20 protein-coding genes are annotated in these 25,475 nt (G+C 69.1%); 15 read left to right on the top strand and 5 right to left on the bottom strand.

Annotated features, from left to right (window positions below; translation table 11 throughout):
• Positions 1–11: 11 nt before the first annotated feature.
• Positions 12–605 carry a class I SAM-dependent methyltransferase gene (locus A6W98_RS17165; RefSeq protein WP_042463649.1) on the top strand — a complete coding sequence of 198 codons (594 nt, stop codon included), beginning with the start codon at positions 12–14 and terminating at the stop codon, positions 603–605.
• Positions 606–749: 144 nt separating this feature from the next.
• Here the strand turns inward: A6W98_RS17165 and A6W98_RS17160 are convergent, their stop codons facing one another.
• Positions 750–2,606 carry an O-linked N-acetylglucosamine transferase, SPINDLY family protein gene (locus A6W98_RS17160; RefSeq protein ID WP_231098300.1) on the bottom strand — a complete coding sequence of 619 codons (1,857 nt, stop codon included), beginning with the start codon at positions 2,604–2,606 and terminating at the stop codon, positions 750–752.
• A gap of 239 nt (positions 2,607–2,845) precedes the next feature.
• On the opposite strand from A6W98_RS17160, the gene A6W98_RS17155 reads away from it, so the two are divergent.
• The 8 genes from A6W98_RS17155 (at position 2,846) to mvaD (ending at position 14,615) form a co-directional block, all read left to right on the top strand.
• Positions 2,846–6,427 carry a beta strand repeat-containing protein gene (locus tag A6W98_RS17155; protein WP_045291901.1) on the top strand — a complete coding sequence of 1,194 codons (3,582 nt, stop codon included), beginning with the start codon at positions 2,846–2,848 and terminating at the stop codon, positions 6,425–6,427.
• A 684-nt stretch (positions 6,428–7,111) separates the two neighbouring features.
• Entirely contained in the window at positions 7,112–8,416 is a 1,305-nt protein-coding gene (locus A6W98_RS17150) for a hydroxymethylglutaryl-CoA reductase, degradative (RefSeq protein ID WP_042463647.1), read from the top strand.
• A gap of 25 nt (positions 8,417–8,441) precedes the next feature.
• Entirely contained in the window at positions 8,442–9,476 is a 1,035-nt protein-coding gene (dctP, locus tag A6W98_RS17145) for a TRAP transporter substrate-binding protein DctP (protein ID WP_042463644.1), read from the top strand.
• A 54-nt stretch (positions 9,477–9,530) separates the two neighbouring features.
• Positions 9,531–10,022, top strand: a complete 492-nt coding sequence (locus tag A6W98_RS17140; protein WP_042463641.1) for a TRAP transporter small permease subunit — start codon at positions 9,531–9,533, stop codon at positions 10,020–10,022.
• The gene (locus A6W98_RS17135; protein WP_231098299.1) at positions 10,019–11,344 is read left to right on the top strand and encodes a TRAP transporter large permease; all 1,326 of its coding nucleotides are present in this window, start codon (positions 10,019–10,021) and stop codon (positions 11,342–11,344) included. The genes A6W98_RS17140 and A6W98_RS17135 overlap by 4 nt, the downstream gene beginning before the upstream one ends.
• Before the next feature lie 232 nt (positions 11,345–11,576).
• On the top strand, positions 11,577–12,683 hold the full coding sequence (locus A6W98_RS17130; RefSeq protein WP_042463638.1) for a mevalonate kinase family protein: 1,107 nt from the start codon (positions 11,577–11,579) through the stop codon (positions 12,681–12,683).
• Positions 12,680–13,612, top strand: coding sequence for a mevalonate kinase family protein (locus A6W98_RS17125; protein ID WP_063490952.1), 933 nt, complete (start codon positions 12,680–12,682; stop codon positions 13,610–13,612). The genes A6W98_RS17130 and A6W98_RS17125 overlap by 4 nt, the downstream gene beginning before the upstream one ends.
• Positions 13,605–14,615, top strand: a complete 1,011-nt coding sequence (mvaD, locus tag A6W98_RS17120; RefSeq protein WP_042463634.1) for a diphosphomevalonate decarboxylase — start codon at positions 13,605–13,607, stop codon at positions 14,613–14,615. The genes A6W98_RS17125 and mvaD overlap by 8 nt, the downstream gene beginning before the upstream one ends.
• 75 nt (positions 14,616–14,690) lie before the next feature.
• Here the strand turns inward: mvaD and A6W98_RS17115 are convergent, their stop codons facing one another.
• Positions 14,691–16,373 carry an acyl-CoA dehydrogenase family protein gene (locus A6W98_RS17115; RefSeq protein WP_042463632.1) on the bottom strand — a complete coding sequence of 561 codons (1,683 nt, stop codon included), beginning with the start codon at positions 16,371–16,373 and terminating at the stop codon, positions 14,691–14,693.
• A gap of 161 nt (positions 16,374–16,534) precedes the next feature.
• Between A6W98_RS17115 and A6W98_RS17110 the strand changes: the two genes are divergently transcribed.
• Entirely contained in the window at positions 16,535–17,296 is a 762-nt protein-coding gene (locus A6W98_RS17110) for a sulfite exporter TauE/SafE family protein (protein WP_042463629.1), read from the top strand.
• A gap of 16 nt (positions 17,297–17,312) precedes the next feature.
• Here A6W98_RS17110 and A6W98_RS17105 read toward each other — a convergent pair whose 3' ends face one another.
• From A6W98_RS17105 to ubiA, 3 genes are read right to left on the bottom strand one after another with little or no spacing between them, the layout of a single operon-like run.
• Complete coding sequence (locus tag A6W98_RS17105) at positions 17,313–17,639, bottom strand: hypothetical protein (protein ID WP_042463625.1); 327 nt, start codon at positions 17,637–17,639, stop codon at positions 17,313–17,315.
• A complete protein-coding gene (locus A6W98_RS17100; RefSeq protein ID WP_063490951.1) occupies positions 17,626–19,656 on the bottom strand; it encodes an OmpA family protein in 2,031 nt (676 codons plus the stop codon). Before A6W98_RS17100 ends, A6W98_RS17105 begins: the two co-directional genes overlap by 14 nt.
• 58 nt (positions 19,657–19,714) lie before the next feature.
• Positions 19,715–20,692, bottom strand: coding sequence for a 4-hydroxybenzoate octaprenyltransferase (gene ubiA / locus A6W98_RS17095; RefSeq protein ID WP_042463621.1), 978 nt, complete (start codon positions 20,690–20,692; stop codon positions 19,715–19,717).
• 13 nt (positions 20,693–20,705) lie between these two features.
• On the opposite strand from ubiA, the gene A6W98_RS17090 reads away from it, so the two are divergent.
• From A6W98_RS17090 to A6W98_RS17070, 5 genes are all read left to right on the top strand, one after another.
• Positions 20,706–21,440: a 16S rRNA (uracil(1498)-N(3))-methyltransferase gene (locus A6W98_RS17090; protein WP_042463618.1), complete on the top strand. Its 735-nt coding sequence runs from the start codon at positions 20,706–20,708 to the stop codon at positions 21,438–21,440.
• Complete coding sequence (locus A6W98_RS17085; protein WP_042463615.1) at positions 21,437–21,958, top strand: hypothetical protein; 522 nt, start codon at positions 21,437–21,439, stop codon at positions 21,956–21,958. Before A6W98_RS17090 ends, A6W98_RS17085 begins: the two co-directional genes overlap by 4 nt.
• Before the next feature lie 60 nt (positions 21,959–22,018).
• On the top strand, positions 22,019–23,389 hold the full coding sequence (locus A6W98_RS17080; RefSeq protein WP_042463612.1) for a glutamate--cysteine ligase: 1,371 nt from the start codon (positions 22,019–22,021) through the stop codon (positions 23,387–23,389).
• A gap of 181 nt (positions 23,390–23,570) precedes the next feature.
• Positions 23,571–24,542, top strand: coding sequence for a siderophore-interacting protein (locus A6W98_RS17075; RefSeq protein ID WP_042463609.1), 972 nt, complete (start codon positions 23,571–23,573; stop codon positions 24,540–24,542).
• Positions 24,543–24,666: 124 nt separating this feature from the next.
• The gene (locus tag A6W98_RS17070) at positions 24,667–25,380 is read left to right on the top strand and encodes a tellurite resistance TerB family protein (RefSeq protein ID WP_042463606.1); all 714 of its coding nucleotides are present in this window, start codon (positions 24,667–24,669) and stop codon (positions 25,378–25,380) included.
• Positions 25,381–25,475 lie beyond the last annotated feature (95 nt).

Here is a 25,475-nt window from a genome sequence, read left to right as displayed (position 1 = left end):
GGAGCCTTCTCATGGACAGCCTGACCCTCGCCACGGATGACGCAACATCCTCTCTCAAGACCGTTCTGCATGTGGGCTGCGGCATGGCCGATCCCGCCAAGCTGCCGACCGATGCCTTTCCGGCCGAGAGCTGGCGCGAGCTGCGGCTAGACATCGATGCCTCGGTGATGCCCGACATCGTGGCCAGCATCACCGACATGCAGGCGCTCTCGGAAGGTGCGGTCGATGCCGTCTGGTCGTCGCATAATCTCGAGCATCTCAGGGCCCATGAAGTGCCGCTGGCGCTGTCAGAGTTCTTCCGGGTGCTGCGCCCCGGCGGGTTCGCTCTGATGACAATGCCCGATCTGCAGCGGGTCGCGGCGCTGGTGGCGCAGGGGCTTCTGGAAGAGCCGGCCTATATTTCGTCTGCCGGTCCGATCGCGCCGATCGACATCCTTTACGGCTACCGCCCCTCGATCGAGGGTGGCAACGATTTCATGGCGCATCGGACCGGTTTTACCGTCGGCTCTCTCAGCGCCCATCTGATCCGGACCGGTTTCGTCGATGTGCAGGTCGAATCGGATGGCCGTTTCGCGCTCTGGGCCCGGGGCGTCCGCCCGGCCTGAGCCCGGCTGTCTTCGACGCGGCCGGTCCGGCAAGGTTCCGGGCGGTCCGCCGTGTCGGGGATGGCGTGCCGAGGTGTTTCGTGCCGGAGTGTTTCGCGCGGGCCTCAGCCTGGGCGAAACACTCCGGCGGACGGCGGGGGCGGATCAGGGCCGTTTCAGGACCGAAATGAGAGCGGCCTCGAAACGGCGGGCGAAAGCGGAGCCGTCGCCGAGCGTCGCGCGCCAGCGCGCCGCAAGGGCCGGGCCCCGCAGGCCGGGGCGATGTGAGGGATCGGTGGCCATCGCCACGGCGCGGCGCATGTAGTCCTCGGGATCGGTGGCGATGCACTCGGTCAAGCCGACCGCCGTGAGGAGGCTTGCCCCCATCCGCGCCGAAAAGCTGCGTCCGGCCAGGGTCAGCACGGGCAGCCCCATCCGCAGCGCGTCCGAGGCTATGGTGCCTGCATTATAGGGCGTGGTGTCGAGGAAGAGATCGCCGAGTGCCAGCCGCGCCCGGTAGCGTGCGGGGTCGACCCGGGGCGCGAAAATCAGCCGGTCGGGGGCGAGGCCCGCCGCCTGCCAGCGCTCTGATAACGCGGCGACGCTTTCGTGGGTGTCCTCGATCAGCCAGAACAGCGCCTCGGGCGCGGCAGCCGCGATCCGGCACCAGGCGGCGAAGACCGGCGCGGTGATCTTGTAGTGATGCGAGACGCAGACGAAGACGAATCGGTCTTCGGGCAGGCCCTCGCTGGCGCGACTGACCTCGGGCAGCTCTGGCGCGCGGCCGTCATTGGCCTGATAGCAGCCTTCGATCCGCAGCGGCGCGGGCGCGTAGTTCTCGGTCTCGGCCTCGGGCACGGTGATCGCGTCGCAAAGCAGCCAGTCGAGCTCGGGCAGGGGCACCGAGCCGATATAGCCCAGATAGGTCGCCTGCACCGGTGCCGGCTTCCAGCGCAGGATACCGGGGCGACCGCCGCTGGTCAGCCCGTTGAGGTCGATCAGGATGTCGATCTCGTCGGCGCGGATGCGTCGCGCGGCCTCTTCGTCGCCGAGCGCTCCGATCGGAACATGGCGGTCCAGCGCGGCGAGGATGCGGGCCCGGATGTCGCTGCCGTCTTCGGGCGAGTCGCAATAGCCGGTGATCTCGAACCGGTCGCGGTCATGGCGTTCCAGCAGTTCGGCGATCAGGTAGCTCATGGCATGGCGGCAGAAATCGGAGGAGAGATAGCCAACCCGCACCCGGTCGTGGCGATAGCCGGCAGCAGGCGCGAGGCGCTGCCCCGGATCGGGAACGTTCCGCGCGATCCAGTCGGCGGCGACACGGCGCTGCATCGCGGGGTCGTCATGGAGTGCGAGCGTGGCCAGTGGGCCGCACCACAGCTCGGCCTCGGTGGCGGTGAGCCCGGGCACCCGAAGCTCGGTCACCGGCCAGGCGGCCATTTTCTGTCGCGTATGCACCAGATGCTGGATCACGTCGGGCTGGTGCGGGTCGATCAGCAACGAGGCGCGCAGCTCCTCTGCCGAGGCGTCGAGCCGCTTGTCGAGTTCCAGCATCCGCCCGAGTTGCTTGTGCAGCGCCACCCGGCCCTCGGCGGGCGGCAGGGCCTGGCGCAGGAAGGCGATGGCGGCGGCGCGGTCGCCGAGCGCTTCGGCAGCCTGGCCCGCGGCCAGAGCGGCCTGCCAGAGGTCGGGCTTGATCCGGTGGGCCTGCGCGGCCGCCTCATAGGCTCCGGCGAGATCGCCTGCGGCGTTGAGCAGGACCGAGAGGTTGAACCAGGCGGCCCAGGCGTCCGGGCGGGCGCCGTTGAGTTCGAGCCAGATCCGGTAGAGCCTGGCCGCCGCCTCGGGTGTCCGGGCAGCAAGCTCGACGACGGCCGCGGCATCGCCGCAGGCCGCGGCCTGGCGGGTCAGGGCGTCGAGATCCGGCGGCAGGTCTTTCGCGCCTCCGTTGCCGGACAGGAACCCGGCGGGCGGGGTCGGGCCGCCGCTGGGCGGGAAGGCGGTCTGGGGCATGTCGGTCATCGGGAGTCTCCTCGGTTTGAGGAAAACTCGCGCTTCACGGTTAAGACGGGATTGCCGGGCGCGTGCAAAAAACGCCGCGATGTTTAGGAAGAGTTCTACGGTCCTCGGGCGTCGTTTAGGCGCTTGTTTACATATCCGGGCGCAGGCTGGCGCAAATGCGAAGTCAGCACGACTTCGACTGACTGGCGGATGCGCGCGAGAAAGCGCGGCGTCCTCCCCCGAATCGGACCCGGAGCCAAATGTCGACCCTCAGCAACCTGTCCACCGCGCAGATCGCGGCGTTGACCACTGCCACCATTGCGTCCCTGACCAGCAGCGATATCGCCAGTATCAGTTCGGCACAGATGGGGGCGATGAGTACGGCGCAGATCGGCGCGCTGACCCCGTCGGCGATCCGCGGCATCGGCTCGGTGCAGGCGTCGGGTCTGAGCACGGCGCAAATGGCCAACTTCTCGACAGACCAGATCAGGCAGCTCTCGTCACGGGCGATCAATGGGCTCACGACCGACAGCATCGTCGCGCTGACCACCGCCCAAGCGGCCGAGCTGTCGTCGCGGCAGATCTCGGCGCTGAGCTCGACCCAGGTCGCGGCGATGCAGACGGCCGATCTGGTGACGCTCTCGACGGTGGCGATGCGCGGGTTGGGCAGCTCCCAGGTGGCGGGCCTGTCGACCGCGCAGGTGGCGGCGCTGACCACGGCGCAGGCAGGGGTGATGAGCAGCGTGACGCTGTCGGGCCTGTCCTCGACCCAGATGGCGGCCCTGACCACGGCGCAGGTCGGCGCGCTGAGCTCGCTGGCGATCAGGGGGCTGACCTCGACCCAGACCGAGGGGCTGACCACGGCGCAGCTTGCCAGGCTTTCGACCGGCCAGATCCGGGCGCTGGGCAGTTCGGCGATGGCGGGTCTCGGGACCGCGAATATCGTGGCGCTCTCGACCGCGCAGGCCGCCGAGATTTCCTCGACGCAGGTTGCGGCGCTGAGCTCGACCCAGATCGCGGCGATGCAGACGGCCGATCTGGTTGCCCTCTCGACGATGGCGATGCGCGGGCTCGGCAGCACCCAGGTGGCGGGCCTGTCGACCGCGCAGGTGGCGGCGCTGACCACGGCGCAGGCCGCGGTGATGAGCAGCCGGACGCTGTCGGGCCTGTCCTCGACCCAGATGGCGGCCCTGACCACGGCGCAGGTCGACGCGCTCGGCTCGCTGGCGATCAGGGGGCTGACCTCGACCCAGACTGCGGGGCTGACCACGGCGCAGCTTGCCCGGCTCTCGACCGATCAGATCCGGGCGCTGGGCAGTTCGGCGATGGCGGGTCTCGGGACCGCGAATATCGTGGCGCTTTCGACCGCACAGACGGCCGAGCTGTCCTCGACCCAGATCGCGGCGCTGAGCTCGACCCAGGTCGCGGCGATGCAGACGGCCGATCTGGTCACGGTCTCGACCGCCAGCATGCGCGGCTTCGGCGGCGACCAGATCGAGGGGCTGTCGACCGCGCAGGTTGCGGCCTTCACCACCGCACAGGCCGCGGTGATGAGCAGTACGCTTCTGGGCGGACTATCCTCGATACAGCTCGGGGCGCTGACCACGGCGCAGGTCGACGCGCTCGGTTCGATCGCGATCAGGGGGCTGACCTCGACCCAGACCGCGGGGCTGACCACGGCACAGCTTGCCCGGCTCTCGACCGACCAGATCCGGGCGCTGGGCAGTTCGGCGATGGCGGGTCTCGGGACCGCGAATATCGTGGCGCTCTCGACCGCGCAGGCGGCCGAGCTGTCCTCGACCCAGATCGCCGCGCTGAGTTCGACCCAGGTCGCGGCGATGGAGACCGGAGATCTGGTCCGGCTCTCGACGCTTGCGGTCAAGGGGTTGGGCTCGGAACAGGTCGGGGGGCTGACCACGGCCCAGGTGGCCGCGCTGACCACCGCGCAGGCCGCGGTGCTGAGCGACACGGCGCTGGGCGGTCTGTCCTCGACCCAGATGGCGGCGATGACCACGGCGCAGATCGGCGCGCTGAGCTCGCGCGCGATCAGGGGGCTCGGCGCGACCCAGACCGCGGGGCTGACTACGGCACAGCTTGCCGGGCTCTCGACCGACCAGATCAAGGGGCTGGGCGTCTCGGCCATCGAGGGCCTCGGGACCGCGAATATCGTCGCGATTTCGACGGCGCAGGCGGCCGAGCTTTCGTCGCTGCAGATCCGGGCGCTGAGCTCGACCCAGATGGCGGCGATGGAAACCGCCGATCTGGTCCGGCTGTCCACGGCCGCGATCCGGGGCTTCAGCGGTGATCAGATCGACGGGCTGACGACCGCCCAGGTGGCGGCGATCACCACGGCCCAGACCGCGGTTCTGAGCCGCGCGATGCTGGGCGAGCTGTCCTCGACCCAGATGGCGGCGCTGACCACGGCGCAGATCGACGCGCTGAGCACATTGGCGATGAAGGGCCTGGGCGCGACCCAGACCGAGGGCCTGACCACGGCGCAGCTTGTCCGGCTCTCGACCGACCAGATCCGGGTGCTGGGCAGCTCTGCGATCTCGGGTCTCGGGACGACGAATATCGTCGCGATTTCGACGGCGCAGGCGGCCGAGCTGTCCTCGACCCAGGTCGGCGCGCTGAGTTCGACCCAGGTGGCAGCGATGGAGACTGCCGATCTGGTCCGGCTCGGCACCTCGGCGATGCGCGGTCTCGGGGTCGATCAGGTGGCCGGGCTCACGACCGCGCAGGTCGCGGCCCTGACCACGACGCAGGCCGCAGTCATGTCCAACATCACCCTGTCCGGCTTTTCTTCGGCCCAGATGGCGGCGATGACCACGGCGCAGGTCGGTTCGCTGAGCACGCGGTCGCTGCGCGGGCTGAGCTCGACCCAGACCGAGGGCCTGACCACGGCGCAGATGGCCGCGCTCTCGACCGACCAGATCAGGTCGCTGGGCGGTTCGGCCATGTCCGGGCTGGGGACCGCCAGCATCGTCGCGCTCAGTACGGCGCAGGCGGGCGAACTGTCCTCGATCCAGATTGCCGGGCTGGGCTCGACCCAGATCGCGGCGATGGAGACCGCCGATCTTGTCCGGCTCGACACGTCGGCGATCCGGGGCTTCGGGGCCGATCAGGTGGCCGGGCTGACGACCGCGCAGATGGCGGCGATCACGACGGCGCAGAGCGCGGGGCTCAGCAGCGCGGTACTTGGCAACCTCTCCTCGACGCAGCTGGCCGCGATGACCACCGCCCAGATCGGCGCCCTGAGCACGCGGGCGATCAACGGGCTCGGCGCGACCCAGACCGCGGGGCTGACCACGGCGCAGATGGCCGCGCTCTCGACCGATCAGATCAGGAGGCTCGGCGTCTCGGCCATCGAGGGGCTCGGGACCGCCAGTATCGTGGCCTTGTCGACAGCGCAGGCGGCCGAGCTTTCTTCGGTGCAGATCCGGGGGATAAGTTCGGTCCAGATGGCGGCGATGGAGACGGCCGATCTGGTCCGGCTCGATACCTCGGCGATCCGCGGGCTGACCTCGGAAGGCATTTCGGGCCTCACCTCGGCGCAGGCGGCGGCACTGACCACCGCGCAGGTCACCGCGCTCAGCACGCTGCAGATCGGCAATATCTCGACCTCCAGCATCGGCGGGTTCGGTACCGCCTCGATCCAGGCCTTCACGACCAGGCAGATGGGCGGGTTCAACTCGCAACAGATCGCGGCGCTGTCAACCACCCAGGTCGCGGCCTTGCAGACCGACGATATCGCCGCGCTGTCGGATACACAGACCGAGGCCTTCACCTCGACCCAGCTCGCGGCGATGTCGACGGCGCAGCTGAACGCGCTGTTCCTCTAATCCGGCGCGCCGGGAGCTGCGCGAAGACCGGGTCTGCTCCGCGCGGTTCCGACCGATGCCCCTTCGGGGGCATCGGCTGTTGAGGCTAGCCCGTTCGATACTGTTTCCTCGAAACGGTTCCCCTGATACTGTTTGCCTGATTACTGGACCTCTGACATTGGCCGCCGGGCTGGGCCGGTCCTGGGCGCCATGGTCGGCCGGCCCTTTTCCCTTTGCTCTAGCCTCTAGCAGGCCGCTGAAAAACGTCTTGCGGCGACCATTGTCGTCAAATTCATCGGCGCCCAGCACGATGAGCCCCATGCAACGCAACGAGAGAAGCCGTGAATGGGGTATTCTCACACCAACGCCTTCGTCTCATGACTTTTTCAGCAGCCTGCTAGGGCTCGCGCCGCGCGAACACCTGGACCGGCCAGTGGGCCTGCCGCCCGAGCAAGGCGGTTTCTCCGAGAGCCTTTCTCGACGGCCGCGCCGGTGCGGCAAGATGCGGACCTGTCTTCCGGCGACAAGGCGCCTATCGGAGATGCGCGGCCGAGCGCCGAGGCCCCGTGACGGCCGTCATTCCCAAAGGCTCCGGGGCGCATGTCCGCAACATAATGGGTGCAGTCCGGTGGAAATTGCCCAAATCTCAGGATAATCCCGACTCGGGGCGGTGGCATGCCGCACGAGGATCGGGAGGAGACACAGATGACGGACAGCGCATCTGAACCGGAAGCGAGCGTCCTGTCGCGGATCGAGGGGCTGCGCGACAAATCCCCTGCAGAGCGGCACGCGGCGGTCGCCGCGGCGGCCGGGCTTGCGCCGGACGCACTCGAGGCGCTGTCGGATCGCCCCGCGCTTTCGGTGTCGCGCGCCGACGGCATGATCGAGAATGCCATCGGCACCTTCGAGCTGCCGCTCGGGGTTGCCACGAATTTCACCGTCAACGGGCGCGACTATCTGGTGCCGATGGCGGTCGAGGAGCCCTCGGTCGTGGCCGCGGCCTCCTACATGGCCAAGCTCGCCCGCGCGGGCGGCGGTTTCACCGCCAGTTCGACCGCGCCGATCATGCGCGCCCAGATCCAGATCCTGGGTCTCGGTGATCCGTTCGGAGCGCGTGCCCTGCTGCTGGCGCATCGCGACGAGCTGATCGCGCTTGCCAACAGCCGCGACAGCATGCTGGTCGAGCTGGGTGGCGGCTGCAAGGATATCGAGATCGAGGTGTTCGCGACCTCGCCGATCGGACCGATGACTGTGATGCATCTGCTGGTGGATGTGCGCGACTCGATGGGGGCGAACGCGGTCAATTCGATGGCCGAGCGGCTGGCGCCCCGGGTCGAGGAGATCTCGGGCGGGCAGGTGCGGCTGCGCATCCTGTCGAACCTCGCCGACCGGCGGGTGGTCACGGCCAGCGTCCGGGTGCCGGCCGAGGCGCTGAGCACGAAGGCCCATGACGGGGCGGATGTCGCGCGGCGGATCGTCGAGGCCTGCGCGCTGGCGCTGATCGACCCCTACCGCGCCGCGACCCATAACAAGGGCATCATGAACGGCATCGATCCGGTCGTGCTGGCGACCGGCAATGACTGGCGCGCGATCGAGGCGGGGGCACATGCCTATGCCGCGCGGTCGGGACGCTATACCTCGCTGAGTACCTGGGAAATCGGCGCCGGCGGCGCGCTGGTCGGCACGCTGGAGCTGCCGATGGCGCTGGGCATCGTGGGCGGGGCGACGCGCACCCATCCGGCGGCGCAGGCGGCGCTGAAACTGATGGGGATCGGCTCGGCGCAGGAACTGGCCGAGGTCACGGCCGCGGTCGGGCTGGCGCAGAACATGGCGGCGCTTAGGGCGCTTGCAACCGAGGGCATCCAGCGCGGTCACATGGCGCTTCATGCCCGCAATATCGCGATCACCGCCGGGGCGACGGGCGGCGAGGTCGACCGGGTGGCGAAAGCCATGGTCGCGGCGGGCGATGTCAGTGTCGCCCATGCCAGACTGGTTCTTAAAGGTGCCTGAAGTGTTGAAAATCGGAGACAGATCCATGACGAACACGACCCGACGCAGGATGGTGCAGCTCGGGGCCGCGGCCCTGGCCGTACCCGCTTTCCTCCGGACCGGCGCGGCCCGGGCCGATGGCGTCACCAGGTGGCGGATGCAGGCGCTCTGGGGCGGCGGCACCACGCCGATGCGCTATGAGGAGAAATTCTGTGCCCGGGTCGCCGAACTGACCGGCGGCGCCTTCGAGATCACCCCCTTCTCGGGCGGGCAGATCGTGCCCTCGGCCCAGGCCTTCGACGCCGTCAGGGGCGGGGCCTTCGAGATGATGAAGACCTTCGACGGCTATACCGCGGGCAAGATCCCGGCGCATGGCTTCTCGTCGACGGTGCCCTTCGGCTTTCCCGAGGCCGACCAGTACGAGGCCTGGTTCTATGAACGCGACGGGCTGGAGCTGGCGCGCGAAAGCTACGCCCCCGCGGGCCTGACCTATATCGCGCCGACCGTCTATGGCGAGGAGCCGATCCATTCGCGGGTCGAGATCCGCAGGATCGCCGACATGAACGGGCTCAAGGGCCGCTTCGTCGGGCTGGCGTCGGCGGTGATGGCGCGGTTCGGCGTCTCGGTCTCGCCGCTGCCGACCTCCGAGGTCTATTCGGCGCTCGACAAGGGGCTGATCGACATCGCCGATCGCGGCGACATCAAGGCCAATTACGAAGAGGGCCTGCACGAGGTCGCGCCCTTCCTGATCCTGCCCGGGGTGCATCAGCCGACCACCGCCACCTCCTATGTCGCCAATACCCGGGCCTATGAGGCGCTCGACGACCAGAAGAAGGCGGCGCTGGCCGTGGCCGCGCGCGAGATCTCGGGGACGCTGCGCCAGAACATCATCGTCTCGAACGGCGAATACCTCGCCAAGTTCGAGGAGGCCGGCGTCGAGATCCTGACGCTCGACCCAGAGGATGTCGTCGAGGCGCGCGGCCGCGCGATCGAGTACTGGTCCGAGGCCGCGACCGACGATCTGTCGCGGCGGATGATGGAGTCGCAGATCGCGCTTATGAAAGAGCTGCGCCTGCTCTAGACCCGACCCGGCGCCGGCCCCCTGCGGGTCGGCGCCGCCCTTGCGGAGCCCCCGATGACGACACTGGCCCGGTACATCACCGCCCTCAACCGGGGCCTTTTCGGCCTTGCGAAATGGCTGGTCTACGCCATCGTGGCGCTGATGCTGTGGGAGGTGGTGCAGCGCTACTTCCTTTCGCATCCGACCTCCTGGGCGCCCGAGCTCGCGACGCTGGTCTTCGGGCCGTTCTTCCTGCTGGGCGGGCCCTACATGCTGCATACCGGCGGCCATGTCGCGGTCGACATCCTGTCGTCGCGGGCAAGCGGAGGCATGGCGCGGGCGCTGCATCTGGCGGGGCTGGCGCTGGCGGCGGCCTTCGGGCTGATCCTCCTGTGGTTCAGCCTGCCGCTGGTGCTGCAATCCATAAGCTATGGCGAGACCAGCTATTCGGCCTGGAACCCGGTGGTCTGGCCCGCCAAGGCCTTCCTGCCGCTCGCTGCGGGACTGCTGGTTCTGCAGGCGCTGGCCGATGCCATCCTGGCCTTCGGGGCGGAGGATGCCGCGTGATCGAAAGCTCGCTTGTCCTCGTCTTCATGTTCACCGCGCTCGTGGCCTTCATGCTCAGCGGCGCGGGGCTTGCCTTCGTCCTCGGTGCCATCGCCTTCATCTCGACCATCCTTCTATGGGGGCCTTCGGCGCTGATCGTCGCGGTGCTGAACACCTTCGAGACGATGACCTCCGAGGCGCTGATGGCGATCCCGCTTTACGTGCTGATGGCCTCGATCCTGGAAAAATCGGGCATCATCGAGGCGCTCTACGAGGCGATGGAAATCTGGTTCTCGCGGCTCAATGGCGGGCTTGCGGTCGGCACCATCGCGATCTGCACCATCCTGGCCGCGATGACCGGCGTCGTCGGCGCGGCGGTGGCGGCGATGGGGATCCTGGCGCTGCCCTCGATGCTGGCGCGGGGCTATCACCCGCCGCTGGCGCTGGGTGCGATCTGCGCGGGTGGCACGCTGGGCATCCTGATCCCGCCCTCGGTGGTGACGATCGTCTATGCCATCACCGCCCAGATGTCGATCGGCCAGATGTTCGCCGCGGGCATCGTGCCGGGGCTGATCCTCGCGGGCAGCTATTCGGCCTATGTGCTGATCCGGACCTGGCTCAATCCCGCGCTGGCGCCGAAGCCCGCCGACGCGCCGCAATTGCCGCTGGGCGAAAAGCTGGCCCGGCTGAAAAGCCTCGTGCTGCCCGGTATCGTGGTGCTGGGCGTTCTGGGCTCGATCTATGCCGGGCTTGCGACGCCCACCGAGGCCGCGGCGGTCGGGGTGCTCGGCGCTGCCCTATCGGCGCTGGTCACGCGCAAGCTGAGCCTGCCGATGCTGTCCGAGGCGGCCGGAGACACGCTTCGGGTGACGGCGATGATCCTCTGGATCACCATCGGCGCGCGGGCCTTCGTGTCGGTCTTTGCCGCGACCGGCGGGGCGGATTCGCTGCTGGGCTTCGTCGAGGGGCTCGAGACCTCGCGCTGGGTGGTGCTGGGCACGATGGTGCTGGTCCTGATCTTCCTCGGGCTCTTTCTCGACGAGATCGGCACCATCCTTCTGTGCGTTCCGGTCTTCCTGCCCATCGTCAAGGCGCTGGGCTTCGATCCGCTCTGGTTCGGGGTTCTGTTCATGATCACCGCGCAGATGGCCTATATCACGCCGCCCTTCGGCTATACGCTGTTCTACCTCAAGGGGGTGCTGCCGCCGGGGCTCGGCATCGGTCAGGTCTATCGCGGCATCGTTCCCTTCTTCCTGATCCAGCTTGGCGTGCTTGTCCTGTTCGCCCTGTTCCCCGAGCTTGTGACCTGGCTGCCCGAAACCCTGCTGCCGAGCCTGAAATGATCCTGCCTGCGCCCGATCATGCCGCCCCGGAGGCAGGTGCGACCCGACGTCCCCGGGAGGCGGTTTTCGCTTGGCTCGGGGCGGCCTGCGGCGTTAAAGGGCGGCGACGCCGCAACCGCCGTTCCGGACCGGGCGGGATCTGTGCCGGTGTCGCGGAGTTTCGCTTGGCACACGGATATCCAGTGCATCATGGTCGGGGCAGGGCACCCCTGACCGGCAAGGACGCGGAGCGATGAGCGCCGAGCCCGTCCCCGCGACCCTGCCCGAGGATGCCTCGCGCGCCCATGCGCCGGGCAAGATCATCCTTTCGGGCGAACATGCCGTCGTCTATGGCGCGCCCGCGCTGGCGGTGGCGGTGGCGATCTATACCGAGGTCTGGTTCCGCCCGATCCATCCCAGCGACGGGCTGAAGACGGTGTTCGAGCAGGTCTCGCAGGGTGCGTTCTATCCGCTGTCGCGGCTGGGGCATTTCAAGCAGTCGCTCGACCGCCGCTTCGATTCCTTCCTGCGCGGCGAGCTGAAGGTGCAGCAGATCCTGCAACGCCCCGACGATCTGATCGTCTATACGCTGATGTCGCTGGCGCAGCGGCTGCCGATGCCGGGCAAGAGCCCGGGCCATTGCCTGCCGGTACCGGGCCAGCTTGGCGGCACCAGCGCGCTGCCGCTGGGCGCGGGCATGGGCTCGTCGGCCTCGATCATCGCGGCGACGATGGTGCTTTATGAAACCCTGCTCGACCGGCTGCACAGCACCGAGGAGCGCTTCGAATGGGTGCGCTTCTGCGAGCGGCTCCAGCATGGCAAGGGCGGGGCCATCGACGCGGCCGCCGTCACCCATGGCGGCGCGGTCCGGGTCCAGGGCGACAGCCGTCATGCGCCCGCCATCGCGCCCGGCCACGGGATCTGGCGCGGCGATGGCTGGTACTGGGTGCTGCATGGCAAGCCCGACAGCTCGACCGGCGAATGCGTGGCGGCCGTGCGCGAGGCCCATGGCGACGATCAGGCACTGTGGCAGGGCTTCGAGGCCTGCACCGACGCCTTCCAGGCCGCGCTCGAGACCGACAGTTCGCCGCTGGAAAGCCTGCGCGAGAACCACCGCCTGCTGCGCCGGATCGGCGTCGTGCCCGAGGCTGCGGCGCGGTTCGTCGAGGAGGTCGAGCTTGCGGGCGGCGCGGCCAAGATCTGCGGCGCGGGCTCGATCCGGGGCGATCATGGCGGGGTGATCCTCGTCCATCAGCCCGACGCCCCGGCGATGGCCCGGCTGATGGAGGGCCATCCCGACCTGCGCTGGGCGCCGCTTCATGTCGCGCCCGCGGGGGCCGCCTTCGGAGCGCCGCAATGAGGGTTTCTGCCCCCGGCTCGATCATGATCACCGGCGAACATGCGGTGGTCTATGGCCATCCCGCCATCGTCGCGGCCATCGAGCAGCGCATCGCCATCGAGGTCAGCCCGCTGCCGGAACGCCGGCTCGAGATCGTCTCGGAAATCGCCGAACCGGCCTCGGTGGAGCTCGACCGGATGGAGGTCGGGGGGCCCTATCGCTTCGTGCTGGCCGCGGCCGCGCGCTTTGCCGGGCGTCTGCCCTGCGGGGCGCGGCTGGAGATCCGTTCCGAGATCGACCCGACGCTGGGGCTCGGGTCCTCGGCCGCAGTGACGGTGGCCGCCCTCGGGGCCTTCGCCCGGCTTAGCGGCGCGCCGACCGGGGATCTGCATGCCGACGCACTGGCGGTCGTGCGGCGGATCCAGGGCCGGGGCAGCGGCGCGGATCTGGCCGCAAGCCTCATGGGCGGCATGACCGCCTATTGCCTTGGCCCCGGGATGCTGAGCGGGACGCCGCCCGGCGACGCCCGCGCCCGGATCGAGCCGCTGCCGATGCCGCCCGCGCTTGCCCTGCGCTATGCGGGCTACAAGACGCCCACGGCCGAGGTGCTGGCCCGGATCGCCCGGGCGATGGAGGGCCGCGAGGCCGAATTCGCCGCGCTTTACGACCGGATGGGGGAATGCGCGTCGGCCGCGATTGCGGCGGCCCGGGCGCAGGACTGGACCGGCTTCGGTGCCGCGCTGGCCCGCTATCAGGGCCAGATGGCCGAGCTTGGGGTCTCTGACGAGACGCTGGACCGGATCATCGCCGATGCCCGCGCCATGCCGGGCCTGCTGGCGGCCAAGATTTCGGGCTCGGGGCTGGGCGATTGCGTGCTGGCGCTGGGGGCGCGGCCCGAGGGCTTCACGCCGGTCGTCGTGGCAGAAGAGGGACTTGTGATAGATGACTGACCGCGCCCGCGCGATATTCGACGCCGTTCTTCCGGCGCGGCTGCCCGAGCCCGTGCCGTTCTCGGCCGACGCCCCCAGCAATATCGCGCTGTCGAAATACTGGGGCAAGCGCGATGCCGGGCTGAACCTGCCGCTGAACAGCTCGCTTTCGATCTCGCTGGGCGAATGGGGCACCACGACCCGGGTCGGCCCGGCCGAAGACGGTACCGACGCGGTCTGGCTGAACGGCGAGAGGCTGGCCCCCGAGACCGGCTTTGCCCGCAAGGTCGTGGCCTTTGCCGACCGGTTCCGGCGCGGCCAGGCCCTGCCGCTGCATGTCAGGACCGAAAACACCATCCCGACCGCGGCGGGGCTGGCCTCGTCGGCCTCGGGCTTTGCCGCGCTGACCCGGGCGCTTGCGGGCAGCTTCGGGCTGGATCTGGCCGAGGACCGGCTCAGCATGCTGGCGCGCTTCGGCTCGGGCTCGGCCACGCGCTCGCTCTGGCACGGCTTCGTCCGCTGGGACCGTGGTGCGCGCGAGGACGGGACCGACAGCTTCGCCCGGCCGCTGCCCGAGATCTGGCCCGACTTCCGCATCGCCATCATCCGCGTCGATACCGGCCCCAAAAGCCAGTCCTCGCGCGACGGCATGGGCCATACGGTCGCGACGAGCCCGCTTTTCGGGCAATGGCCCGCACAGGCCGAGGCCGATTGCGCCGCCAACGAGGCCGCGATAGAGGCGCGCGATTTCCTGCGGCTGGGCGCGTTGACCGAGGCCAATGCGCTGGCGATGCATGCGACCATGATCGCGGCACGCCCGGCGCTGTGCTATCTCAAACCGGAAAGCTGGCAGGTGCTGGACCGGCTTTGGGCCGCCCGCCGCGACGGGCTCGAGGCCTATGCCACGATGGATGCAGGCGCGAATGTCAAGCTGATCTTCCTTGAGAACAGCACCCCCGCGATCGCGGAGCTTTTCCCCGACGCTGCCATTGTCGAGCCCTTCGGCCCGGCCGCACAGCGCTGACTGCATCCTCGGATGCGGCATTCGGGTCTGCCCCGGCCCTGAGGCCGGAGCACCCGGAGAGACGACTGTTGGCGCTCAGCCCAGCACCCGGCGCGCGATGACCTGCGCCTGGATCTCGGCGGCACCCTCGAAGATGTTCAGGATGCGCGCGTCGCAGAGGATGCGGCTGATCGTGTATTCCAGCGCGAAGCCGTTGCCGCCATGGATCTGCAACCCGTTATCGGCGGCGGCCCAGGCGACGCGGGCGCCCAGAAGCTTGGCCATGCCGGCCTCGAGATCGCAGCGCCGGTCATGGTCCTTTTCCCAGGCCGCAAAATAGGTCAGCTGGCGCGCCACCATGATCTCGACCGCCATCATCGCAAGCTTGTCGGCGACGCGGGGGAAGGCGATCAGCGGCTTGCCGAACTGCTTGCGGTCCTCGGCATAGCGCATCGAGACATCGAGCGCGGATTGCGCCACGCCGATGGCGCGCGCCGCGGTCTGGATCCGGGCCGATTCGAAGGTCTGCATCAGCTGCTTGAAGCCCTGGCCCTCGACCCCGCCCAGAAGGTTCCCGGCCGGCACCTCGAAGCGGTCGAAGCCCAGCTCGTATTCCTTCATGCCGCGATAGCCCAGCACCTCGATCTCGCCGCCGGTCATGCCGGGGCTCGGGAAGGGCGCGTCCTCGGTGCCGGGCGTCTTCTCGGCCAGGAACATCGAGAGGCCCTTGTAATCGGTCGTCTCGGGATCGGTCCGCGCCAGCAGCGTCATCACATGGGCGCGCGCGGCATGGGTGATCCAGGTCTTGTTGCCGGTCACCTCGTAGGTCTCGCCCGCCTTGACCGCCCGGGTCCGGAGCGCGCCGAGATCCGAGCCGGTATTGGGTTCGGTGAAGACTGCCGTGGGCAGGATCTCGCCCGAGGCGATCTTCGGCAGCCAGTGGGCCTTCTGTTCGTCGGTGCCGCCGCAGAGGATCAGCTCGGCCGCGATTTCCGACCGGGTGCCAAGGGACCCCACGCCGATATAGCCGCGCGAGAGTTCCTCGGAGACGACGCACATCGAGGCCTTGGACAGCCCGAAGCCGCCGAATTCCTCGGGGATGGTCAGCCCGAACACGCCCAGCTCGGCCATCTCCTCGATGATCTCCATCGGGATCAGCGTGTCATTCAGGTGCCAGTCATGGGCATTGGGCTCGACCCGGTCGAGGGCAAAGCGGCGGAACTGCTCGCGGATCATCTCGAGCTCGTCATCGAGCCCTGTCGCGCCCAGCGTGACATTGGCGACCTGCTCGCGCATCAGCGCCACCAGGCGCGCACGGGCGGCGGGCGTGTTGCCGCCCCGGATCAGCGCGCTCACCGCGTCGGAATGGAAGGCGTGATGGGCCTCGGACGAGACGCCGAGCTCGGGCAGGCGGACGATCTCGCCCTGGCTCATCGGGATGCCGCCCGCGATCTGGGCCAGGTATTCGCCGAAGGCGATCTGCAGGATCAGCTGCTCGATCTCGCCGAATTTGCCCTGTTCGGTCAGCCGGTCGGCCCAGCCTCGCATCTGGCGCAGCGCCCGGGCATAGGTGGCAAGCCAGGCCAGCCCGTGGGCGGCATGCTGTTCGGCCTCGACAAGGCGGCCCGAGACGCGGCCCTCCTCGGTGACGCGGGCGGCGAGGGCGGTGCGCGCGGCCTCTGTCACCGCCTCGACCGGGCCGAGCGCGGCCTCGGTCAGCGTCAGAAGATCGGCGAGCAGCGCCGTTTCGGCGGGCCTGTCCTGACCGTCATGGGGCATGAATCGTCTCCTTCATTCGGGCTTGCCGTGACATAGGGTCTTCGCAGCTGCAGCGCAATAAAAATTCAATTGATCTGTTGTTTTTGAAGGATAGTGACCGCCATATTTTTGCGGCTGCAGCGAGAGCCGGTCCGGTATATAGCCGGAGCGGGGAGGCGGACATGATATTTGGTATAGATATATATCTGTTTCTGGCAGCCGTCGGGGTCGCGCTTGTCGCGGGGGTCGTCAAGGGCGCTGTCGGCTTCGCCCTGCCGATGATCCTGATTTCGGGCCTGTCGAGCTTTCTGCCGGCCGAGCTGGCGCTGGCCGGGCTGGTTCTGGCGACGCTGCTGACCAATCTCGCCCAGGCGCTCCGGCAGGGAGGGGCGGCGGCCTGGGCATCGGTGATGCGCTACCGGTTGCTGATCGGCTGCGTCGTGCTGGCGATCTGCGTCAGCGCCCCGCTGGTTCCGGTCCTGTCCGACCGGGTGCTGTATTTGCTGATCGGGGTTCCGATCACGATCTTCACGGTCTCGCAGCTGGCCGGGCGGCATCTGATCCTGCCTGCCCGCCACCGGGGCAGGGCCGAGATCGCGATGGGGCTGACCGGCGGGTTCTTCGGCGGCATCTCGGGGGTCTGGGGGCCGCCGGTGATCGCCTATCTGTTGTCCTTCAACACCGAAAAGACGGAGATGATCCGCGTGCAGGGGGTGGTGTTCCTGATCGGGTCCGTGATGTTGCTGTTTGCGCATCTGGGCTCGGGCGTCCTGAATGCGCAAAGCCTGCCCTTCTCGGCGGCGCTGGTTCTGCCTGCCGCCATTGGCATGTGGGCCGGGCTGCGCCTGCAGGACCGGCTCGACCCGGTCCGGTTCCGCCGCGCCACGCTGGTGGTGCTGGCGGTGGCGGGGCTGAACCTGATCCGGAAGGGGCTGATGGGCTGAGGCCGCCGCTTCGGCGTCAGCGCGCGTTGATCCGCTCGATATAGGCGCGCAGCTCTTCGGCCTCCTGACGGGAATGCTGCAACCCGTCCATCGCCGCGTTCAGCTCGGCCTCGGTCTGGTTCAGCTGGTTGGTCAGCTCGGCCTCGCGCTGTTCGAGATAGCCCATCGCCTGATCTCGCGCCTCCTCGGCCTCGTGCAGGGCATGGGCCATGCGGTCGAGCTCGCCCATGTCGGCGGTGGTGGTGCGGCCGAGCCGCCGCACCAGCCAGCAGGCGACCCAGCCCAGGGCGAAGGCCACGAACAGCATGACGCTGGTGACCAGAATGAATTCAGTCCTGTCCATCGGTCTGGTCCTCTGCTCCGGCCTCGGCCGGTGTCTCGTCTTCGGCGGCGGCCGGGGCGGCCTCCCCGCTCTCGTCATCTTCGGTCGCGGCTTCCTCGGTCGCGTCCGCATCGGGGGGCGCCTGTTCCGTGGCGTCGTCGGCTTCGGCTTCGGGCGCCTTAGTGCCCTCCGCATCCTCGGCGGCGGCCTCGTCCGGGGCGCTGTCGTCGATCAGGTGGAACTCGATCCGGCGGTTGGCCTCGCGCCCCTCCTCGGTATCGTTCGTGGCGACAGGGTCTTCCTCGCCATAGCCCTTGGCGGTGAGGTTGCCGACCAGCACGCGACGGGCCATCAGCGCATCGACCACGGCATCGGCGCGGGCCTGGCTGAGCCGCAGGTTCATCTCGTCGCGGCCCTGGCTGTCGGTATAGCCCGCGATCTCCATCTTCGCGCGCGGACAGCCGCGCAGGATGTCGGCGATCTCGTCGACCACCCGCAGCGAGGCGCCGTCGATGGTGGCCGAGCCGGGGTCGAAGGTGATCTTGCGTTCGTCGAGCGCCGCGTCGATCTGGGCCACGCAGGCGGCCGGGTCGGGATGGACGGAGCCGGGCGGGGCGACCGGGGCGCGATAGGTGATGTCGATGTCGAAATTCTGCGCGTTGCCCAGACGGTCGGAGAGGATCTGCGCGACCCGCGCCCGGGCGGTCTCGTCCTCGGTCAGCCCGCTGATCTGCACGAAATCGGGCTGCACGATGGCAGAGCCGTTGCGCAGTTGCGCCAGCGCCTCGAGCCCGGCCAGCATCCTGACCGGCCAGCCCTCGGGCAGGGCAGGGTCGAGCCGCAGCGCGGAATGCACCCGGGCGCTGCCGAAGCGTGACCGCGCATAGCTTTCGGTCGCATCGCGCACCATCTCATCGGTGGCGCGGCCGCGAAGCTGCACCAGCCCCTCGGGGCTCAGCGTGGCGATGAATTCGGCGGGCCCGGCGGTGGCGTCGGTATCGACCGGTGCCGGCAGGACCGCATGCAGCTTGAAGGCTTCGGGCAGGTCGGCCTTCAGCGCGGCGATGACCTTGTCGAACAGCGCGGGCTCGGTGCCGGCGGCGGCGACCAGGGTCACGTCGGCATCCGAGAAGGTGAGGCTGCCTGCGCCCAGCTGGGCCAGCGCTTCGATGCCGCTTGCGGCGGCCGGGCCCCACTCGGCCGAGGGGGCGCCGAGCCCGAGGGTGCAGGTCGTGTCTTCGGGCGCGCCGGCCTCGCGCGCGGCGGCCACGATCAGCGCCGCGGCGCCTTCGGTATCGGCGGCGCAGGCATCGAAGCGGGCGCCCGCCTCGGTCATCAGGAAACGCAGGGTGAAGGGGGCGATGATCGGGCGCGGTGCCGAGATTTCCAGCACGAGGTCGAGCCCTTTCGGCGCGGCGGCGCGCAGCTCGCCTTCGAGCCGGGCCTTGTCCTCGGTGCTGTTCGAGATCGCGGTGACGGCCACGCGCTCGGCGGTGATCGAGACCTTCGAGCGTTTCAGCCGCTCGAGCGCGGTCAGCCCGAAGCCGAGCGCGCCATCCCAGCCCTCCGGCGCCGGGTTATCGGCGACATCCATCATGTCGGTCACCGGCAGCCGCCCGGCGATCCGCGACAGCTCGTCCGCCAGCGCCTCGGTGCGCGAGCTTTGCGGGATCAGCCCGATCACCGAGATGCCGGTATCGTTGCGCAGCAGTTCGACCGAGAAGCGCGGCCCGTCCACCGGGTTCGGGGCGGCGATCTCGATCTCGTCGATCAGATGGGTGCTGTCGACCACGCTGCCGGCGGCCGCGAGCGCGTGGAACCGCGCGGCCTCGTCGGGGGCGGTACCCGAGAGATGCATCAGCATGCCGTCGGTGCGGGGGCTGGCCCAGTCGATCCCGCGCGCAAGCAGGGCCTCCCGGGTCGCCTCCGTGGCCTGGCTTTCGATCCGCTCCACCGCAAGCAGCGCGGCGCCGATGCAGACGAGCGCCGCGAGCGCGAAGACGCCGGGAACGATCAGCTTGTGAAGAAGGCGCCGCATCGGCCGGTCCTGGCTTGGTGTGTCATCGGGGCCCTTTCATTATCTTCGCGGGAGGGGCTCAGGCCAGGATCGCAAGGCCGAAGCAAAGCACCGGGATCAGCCCGGCATCGCGGTTGCTGCGGAACAGCGACAGGCAGCGGTCATTGTCGCCGGTATCGAGTTGCGAAAGCTGCCAGGCCATGTGCAGCGCAAAGCCCAGCGCGCCGGCAAGCCCCATGAAGGCGGCCGCGCCGCCGACCGGGCGCAGCAGCGCCAGGAGCGCGGCCAGCACCATCAGCGCCGCCGATCCCAGCAGGAACTGCCGCAGCCGAAGCGGCGTGTCCTCGGCAAAGAGACGCGCGGTCGATTTTACCCCGATCAGCGCGTCGTCCTCCTTGTCCTGATGGGCATAGATGGTGTCGTAGAACACGGTCCAGGCGATGCCCGCGAGATACAGCAACACCGGCGCGAGGGTCAGGCTGCCGGTATGGGCGACCCAGGCCAGCATCGCGCCCCAGTTGAAGGCCAGCCCCAGGAAGATCTGCGGCCACCAGGTAAAGCGCTTGGCGAAGGGATAGATCGCGACCAAGGCCAGCGAGCCCACGCCCATCAGGATCGCGTTCATGTTGAAGGTGATCAGGATCAGGAAGGCGGCCAGTGCCTGCACCACCATCCAGAACACCGCCTGCGCCAGCGTGACCTGCCCCGAGGGGATCGGCCGCGAGCGGGTGCGCGCCACCTCGCCGTCGATATTGCGGTCGCTGATGTCGTTCCAGGTGCAGCCCGCGCCGCGCATCAGGAAGGCGCCGATGCCGCAGCCCAGGACGATCCAGAGATCGAACCAGCGGAACCCGGTCGAGGCCGCGGCCAGGGTCACGCCCCAGAGACAGGGCAGGTACAGAAGCCAGGTGCCGACCGGACGGTCGGCGCGCGACAGTCTCAGATAGGGACGGGTCCAGGCGGGGGCGAGGCGGTCGACCCAGTTGCCCGTGACGGCATCGGCGACCTGGCCGTCGGTCTGGCGGCGGGCCTCTGGCGTTTCGGTGGTGTCGGACATAACAATGACCCCCATGAGCGATGTTCGGTCTGCAAGAATCCGGCTCTATGTAGAGCAGCCCTTGGGGGAAGGGCAAACCGTTCCTCTGACCGGCGACCAGGCGCATTACCTGTTCGCCGTGATGCGACTGGTTCCGGGCGATCCGGTGCTGGTTTTCGACGGCAAGTCAGGGGAATGGCTGGCCGAGGTGGTCGAGGCGAAGAAACGCGCAGGCGTGCTGATCTGCCGCGAGACCACTCGTCCGCTGCAGCTTCCGCCCGATTTGTGGCTGTGCTTCGCGCCGATCAAGAAAACGCGAACGGATTTCATCGTCGAGAAGGCGGCCGAGCTGGGCGCGGCCCGGATCTGCCCGGTGCAGACCGATTTCACCAATTCCGAGCGCATTCGCCGCGACCGGCTGCAGGCCCATGCGGTCGAGGCGGCCGAGCAATGCGGTGGCACTTTCGTGCCCGAGGTCACCGAGCTGCAGAAGCTCTCGGCGCTGCTCGATGCCTGGCCCGAGGGCCGCAGGCTGATGTTCTGCGACGAGGCGCTGGTCGGCGCGGGGCAGGTGCTGGGCGCGGCGCCGAAAGGCCCCTGGGCGATCCTGATCGGGCCCGAGGGCGGGTTTTCCGAGACCGAACGCGCCCGGCTTCGGGCGCTGCCCTTCGCCCATCCGGTCAGTCTGGGGCCGCGGGTGCTGCGCGCCGATACCGCGGCAGTGGCCGCGCTGACGGTCTGGCAGCAGGCGCTGGGGGACTGGGGGTGAGCTTCCTGCGGCCCGAGGCGGTCGCGGCGCTGTCGCGCTGGCGCGAGCTGATCGCCTCGGGCGCGGTGGCGTTGGGCGGGCTCTGGCTCTTCGGGCTGGGCGGGTATTTCTTCCAGGCGCTGGGCCTGCTGGCGCTGGGGCTTGGTCTTGCGCTCGGCTTCGTGGCGATCCGCCGTGCCCGGTTCCGCATCGCGGGCGACGGCCCCGGCCTCGTGCGGGTCGACGAGGGCCAGATCACCTATCTGGCGCCCCAGGGCGGCGGCTTTGTCGCGCTGAGCGAGATCCGCGCCATCGAGATGGTCTTCGACGAGACCGGCGCGCGGGGCTGGCGGCTGACCCAGACCCGCTTTCCGGCGGTCACGATCCCGGCATCGGCCCGGGGCGCCGAGGCGCTGTTCGATGTGTTCATGGCGCTGCCCTGCGCCAATCCGCGCACCATCCTTTCGGCGCTCGACCGCTCTCCCGAAGACGGGCCGGTGACGGTCTGGTCGAGGATCGTTCGCCCGGCCTTGACTTGAGCCCGCCCGCATCGCAGGTCTTGGCCGGAAAACGAGCGAACAAATGGAGGCCGCTGGCCCATGTCCATTCCCCAGTCCGGCGGCGGCCCGATCGAATCCCATGAGCAACTGGTCGAATACCTGGCCTCGGGCTGCAAGCCCAAGCCCGACTGGCGGATCGGCACCGAGCACGAGAAATTCGGCTATTGCAGGGACGCGCTGAAGCCCATTCCCTATGACGGCCCGCGCTCGGTCAAGGCGGTGCTGGAAGGGCTGCGCGACCGCCATGGCTGGGCGCCGGTGATGGAGGGCGAGAACCTCATCGGGCTGCAGAAGGACGGGGCCAATGTCAGCCTCGAACCGGGCGGCCAGCTGGAACTGTCGGGCGCGCCGCTCGAGACCATCCACCAGACCTGCGACGAGGTCACCGAGCATCTGCGCGAGGTGAAGGGCGTCGCCGACGAGATCGGCGTCGGGTTCATCGGGCTCGGCGCCGCCCCGATCTGGAGCCATGAGGACATGCCGATGATGCCCAAGGGGCGTTACCGGCTGATGACCGATTACATGGACCGGGTCGGGACCATGGGCAAGACGATGATGTACCGGACCTGCACGGTCCAGGTGAATCTCGATTTCGGCTCCGAGGCGGACATGGTGCAGAAGCTGCGGGTGGCGCTGGCGCTGCAGCCTGTCGCGACCGCGCTGTTCGCCAATTCGCCCTTCCTCGACGGCAAGCCCAACGGCATGAAATCCTGGCGCAGCCGGGTCTGGCGCGATCTCGATGCCGCGCGCACCGGCATGCTGCCCTTCGTCTTCGAGGACGGGTTCGGCTTCGAGCGCTATGTCGATTACGCGCTCGATGTGCCGATGTATTTCGTCTATCGCGACGGCCGCTATATCGACGCGCTGGGCCAGTCCTTCCGCGATTTCATGGCCGGCCGTCTGCCCGCGCTGCCGGGCGAGGTGCCGACGCTGTCGGACTGGGCCGATCACCTGACCACGATCTTCCCCGAGGCGCGGATGAAGAAATTCATCGAGATGCGCGGCGCCGATGGCGGGCCCTGGCGCAGGCTTTGCGCGCTGCCCGCGCTCTGGGTCGGGCTGACCTACGATCAGGGCGCGCTCGATGCCGCCTGGGATCTGGTCAAGGACTGGGATGCCGAGACCCGCGACGCCTGGCGGGTTGCCGCTGCGACCGACGGGCTCGACGCCGAGGTGAACGGCGTCAAGATGCTGGGCCTTGCCCGGCAGGTGGTCGATATCGCCCGCGGCGGGCTCAAGGCCCGCGCCCGGCCCGGGCTGGGCGGCATGGTGCAGGACGAGCGCCATTTCCTGCATGCGCTGGAGGACAGCATCGAAACCGGCAAGACCCCGGCCGACGAGCTGCTCGAGCATTACCATGGCGACTGGAACGGCGATCTGAGCCGGATCTACGCGGATTTCAGCTACTGACAGCGCGTCGGGTCGCGGCCGCTGTCAGACCGGCCGGTCCGCGTCCCGATCTGTCCTGTCCCGCTCCCCGGGGGCAAAGGCTCTGTGCCAGCCCCCCGGCCGGGCGCAAGAAGGCTTTGCATTTCGATTTCGAGTAGTTGATAAAAACACTCGGAAAAGGGATGCGAGTAAAGGGGCAGTCATGGGGATCGAAGAGATGCACCGCACGCGCGGGCGTGTGGTCGAACGTGCCGGAGACGCCATGGCGGCGCTTCGTGCCTGCGCTTCGGAATGGGACTTGGCGGTCTCCGAAACCGCAGAGGGCGTGATCATGGATCTTCCGGGCGCTCGGCTCGTCCTGCAGCCGACCGGGACCGGCCTTGGCATCGAGATCGCCGCCCCCGACGATGTCCATCTGCGCTCGGCGCAGGACAACTTGACCGAAGTGCTGGCCGGAGGTGGTATCGAGATCGGCTGGGACGATGTGGCGGCGGGCGCCCTGGCCCCGGGCCTGTCCATCGGCGAGGTGATTTCCTGCGGGCAGAGCGCGCCGGGCTTTCTGAGGTTGCGGGTCGGGCTGGCCGATGCGGGCCGCTTCGCCTCGGCGGGTCTGCATTTCCGGTTGCTGCTTCCACCGCTGGACCGGGATCCGATCTGGCCGCAGATCGGCAAGACGGCGCGGGTCGACTGGCCCGACGGGGCCGATGCGCTGCACCGGGCGGTCTATACCGTTGCCGATCTGGGGGCGGACTGGATCGACATGGACATCTTCGACCATCCGGACAGTCCGACCTGCACCTGGGTGCGCGACGCCGCTCCGGGCGCGCCGGTCGGGATCATGGGGCCGGGCGGCGGCTGGGTGCCCGAGGGCGATCCGGTCTTGCTGTTCGGCGACGAGACCGCGCTGCCCGCGATTCTGCGGATCCTGCGGCTGTCCGAGAATGAGGTGCGGGCCTGGGTCACGGCAAGCCCCGAGGATCTGAGCGCGCTGAACGCCGACCCGAGGGTGGAGCGGGTCGACGACCTTCTGGCCGCGCTGGCCGGGACCGATCCGGGAGAGGCCGGTTTCGTCTGGGTCGCGGCCGGGGAACGGATCGCGCGCGAGGCCCGCCGTCATCTGACGGAACGCGGCCTGCCGCGCGACCGGTTCTCTGCCGTGGCCTATTGGCGCTGAGGCCGGGGCGGTGCCCGGCTGACGGAGTGCTCGCGGGAAGTTCAGAGCGCGTGGGGCCCGTTGCCTTGAAGGGCGGCGGGCCGGTTCATAGCTCTGCTCCGATCACGCGACGGGGAGAGGCGCAATGAACATCGAACGGCTGTTGCAAGAGGCGCTGGGCTCTGGCCAGGCCCGAGGTCAAGAACCGGGGCAGACCCAGGGGCAGGGCGGTTCGGCGCTGCCGGGCGGTCTTGCGGGCGGCGCCGCGGCAGGCGGGCTGGTCGCGCTGCTGCTGGGCAGCAAGAAGGCCCGCAAGCTGGGCGGCAAGGCGCTGAGCTATGGCGGCATGGCCGCGGTCGGCGGGCTGGCCTACAAGGCCTGGCGCGACTGGCAGCAGAACCGCCCCTCGGGCACCGAGGCCGAGCCGCTGCATCTGCCGCCACCGCCCGCCGATAGCGGCTTCGACATGGCAGAGGAGCGCGACAGCACCGGGCAGGATTTCCGGCTGGCGGTGCTGCGCGCGATGATCCTGGCGGCAAATTCCGACGGCCATATCGATGGTGAGGAACATCGCCGCATCCGCGACCGGATCGAGGCGCTGGGCCTCGGGGCCGAGGAGAAGGCCGCGCTTTTCGACAGTTTCGCCGCGCCCGCCGATCCGGCCGAAGCGGCCCGCCCGGCGCGGACCGATGCCCAGCGGGCCGAGCTTTACCTGGCCTCGGTTCTGGCGGTCGATCCCGACACGCCCGACGAGCGGCGCTATCTCGACGATCTGGCGCGCCATCTGGCCTTGCCCGAGGGCCTGCGCGGACATCTCGACCTCGAGGCCGAGGCGGCGCGCCGTCAGGTCGGGGCCTGACCGTCGGTCCGGGCGTCTTCGTGACGTCGGGTCGGGACAAAACACCGCAGGTTTAACTTTTCTTCCCGTAGGCTAGGTCTGGCCGAAACCTTGAG

The organism is Rhodovulum sulfidophilum DSM 1374 (genome assembly GCF_001633165.1).
In the GTDB taxonomy this organism is placed as follows: domain Bacteria; phylum Pseudomonadota; class Alphaproteobacteria; order Rhodobacterales; family Rhodobacteraceae; genus Rhodovulum; species Rhodovulum sulfidophilum.
Note: the sequence above shows the minus strand (reverse complement) of the source record. Positions and strands in the feature narration are given on the sequence as shown.

Excerpts from the sequence above, each read along its gene's own strand:
- A6W98_RS17070 (WP_042463606.1), top strand. The coding sequence starts at position 24,667 with ATGAACATCGAACGGCTGTTGCAAGAGGCGCTGGGCTCTGGCCAGGCC.
- A6W98_RS17110 (WP_042463629.1), top strand. The coding sequence starts at position 16,535 with ATGATATTTGGTATAGATATATATCTGTTTCTGGCAGCCGTCGGGGTC.
- A6W98_RS17100 (WP_063490951.1), bottom strand. The coding sequence starts at position 19,656 with ATGCGGCGCCTTCTTCACAAGCTGATCGTTCCCGGCGTCTTCGCGCTC.
- ubiA (WP_042463621.1), bottom strand. The coding sequence starts at position 20,692 with ATGTCCGACACCACCGAAACGCCAGAGGCCCGCCGCCAGACCGACGGC.
- A6W98_RS17130 (WP_042463638.1), top strand. The coding sequence starts at position 11,577 with ATGAGCGCCGAGCCCGTCCCCGCGACCCTGCCCGAGGATGCCTCGCGC.
- A6W98_RS17105 (WP_042463625.1), bottom strand. The coding sequence starts at position 17,639 with ATGGACAGGACTGAATTCATTCTGGTCACCAGCGTCATGCTGTTCGTG.
- A6W98_RS17150 (WP_042463647.1), top strand. The coding sequence starts at position 7,112 with ATGACGGACAGCGCATCTGAACCGGAAGCGAGCGTCCTGTCGCGGATC.
- A6W98_RS17080 (WP_042463612.1), top strand. The coding sequence starts at position 22,019 with ATGTCCATTCCCCAGTCCGGCGGCGGCCCGATCGAATCCCATGAGCAA.
- A6W98_RS17090 (WP_042463618.1), top strand. The coding sequence starts at position 20,706 with ATGAGCGATGTTCGGTCTGCAAGAATCCGGCTCTATGTAGAGCAGCCC.
- A6W98_RS17155 (WP_045291901.1), top strand. The coding sequence starts at position 2,846 with ATGTCGACCCTCAGCAACCTGTCCACCGCGCAGATCGCGGCGTTGACC.
- mvaD (WP_042463634.1), top strand. The coding sequence starts at position 13,605 with ATGACTGACCGCGCCCGCGCGATATTCGACGCCGTTCTTCCGGCGCGG.
- A6W98_RS17165 (WP_042463649.1), top strand. The coding sequence starts at position 12 with ATGGACAGCCTGACCCTCGCCACGGATGACGCAACATCCTCTCTCAAG.
- A6W98_RS17125 (WP_063490952.1), top strand. The coding sequence starts at position 12,680 with ATGAGGGTTTCTGCCCCCGGCTCGATCATGATCACCGGCGAACATGCG.
- A6W98_RS17115 (WP_042463632.1), bottom strand. The coding sequence starts at position 16,373 with ATGCCCCATGACGGTCAGGACAGGCCCGCCGAAACGGCGCTGCTCGCC.
- A6W98_RS17140 (WP_042463641.1), top strand. The coding sequence starts at position 9,531 with ATGACGACACTGGCCCGGTACATCACCGCCCTCAACCGGGGCCTTTTC.
- A6W98_RS17160 (WP_231098300.1), bottom strand. The coding sequence starts at position 2,606 with ATGACCGACATGCCCCAGACCGCCTTCCCGCCCAGCGGCGGCCCGACC.
- A6W98_RS17075 (WP_042463609.1), top strand. The coding sequence starts at position 23,571 with ATGGGGATCGAAGAGATGCACCGCACGCGCGGGCGTGTGGTCGAACGT.
- dctP (WP_042463644.1), top strand. The coding sequence starts at position 8,442 with ATGACGAACACGACCCGACGCAGGATGGTGCAGCTCGGGGCCGCGGCC.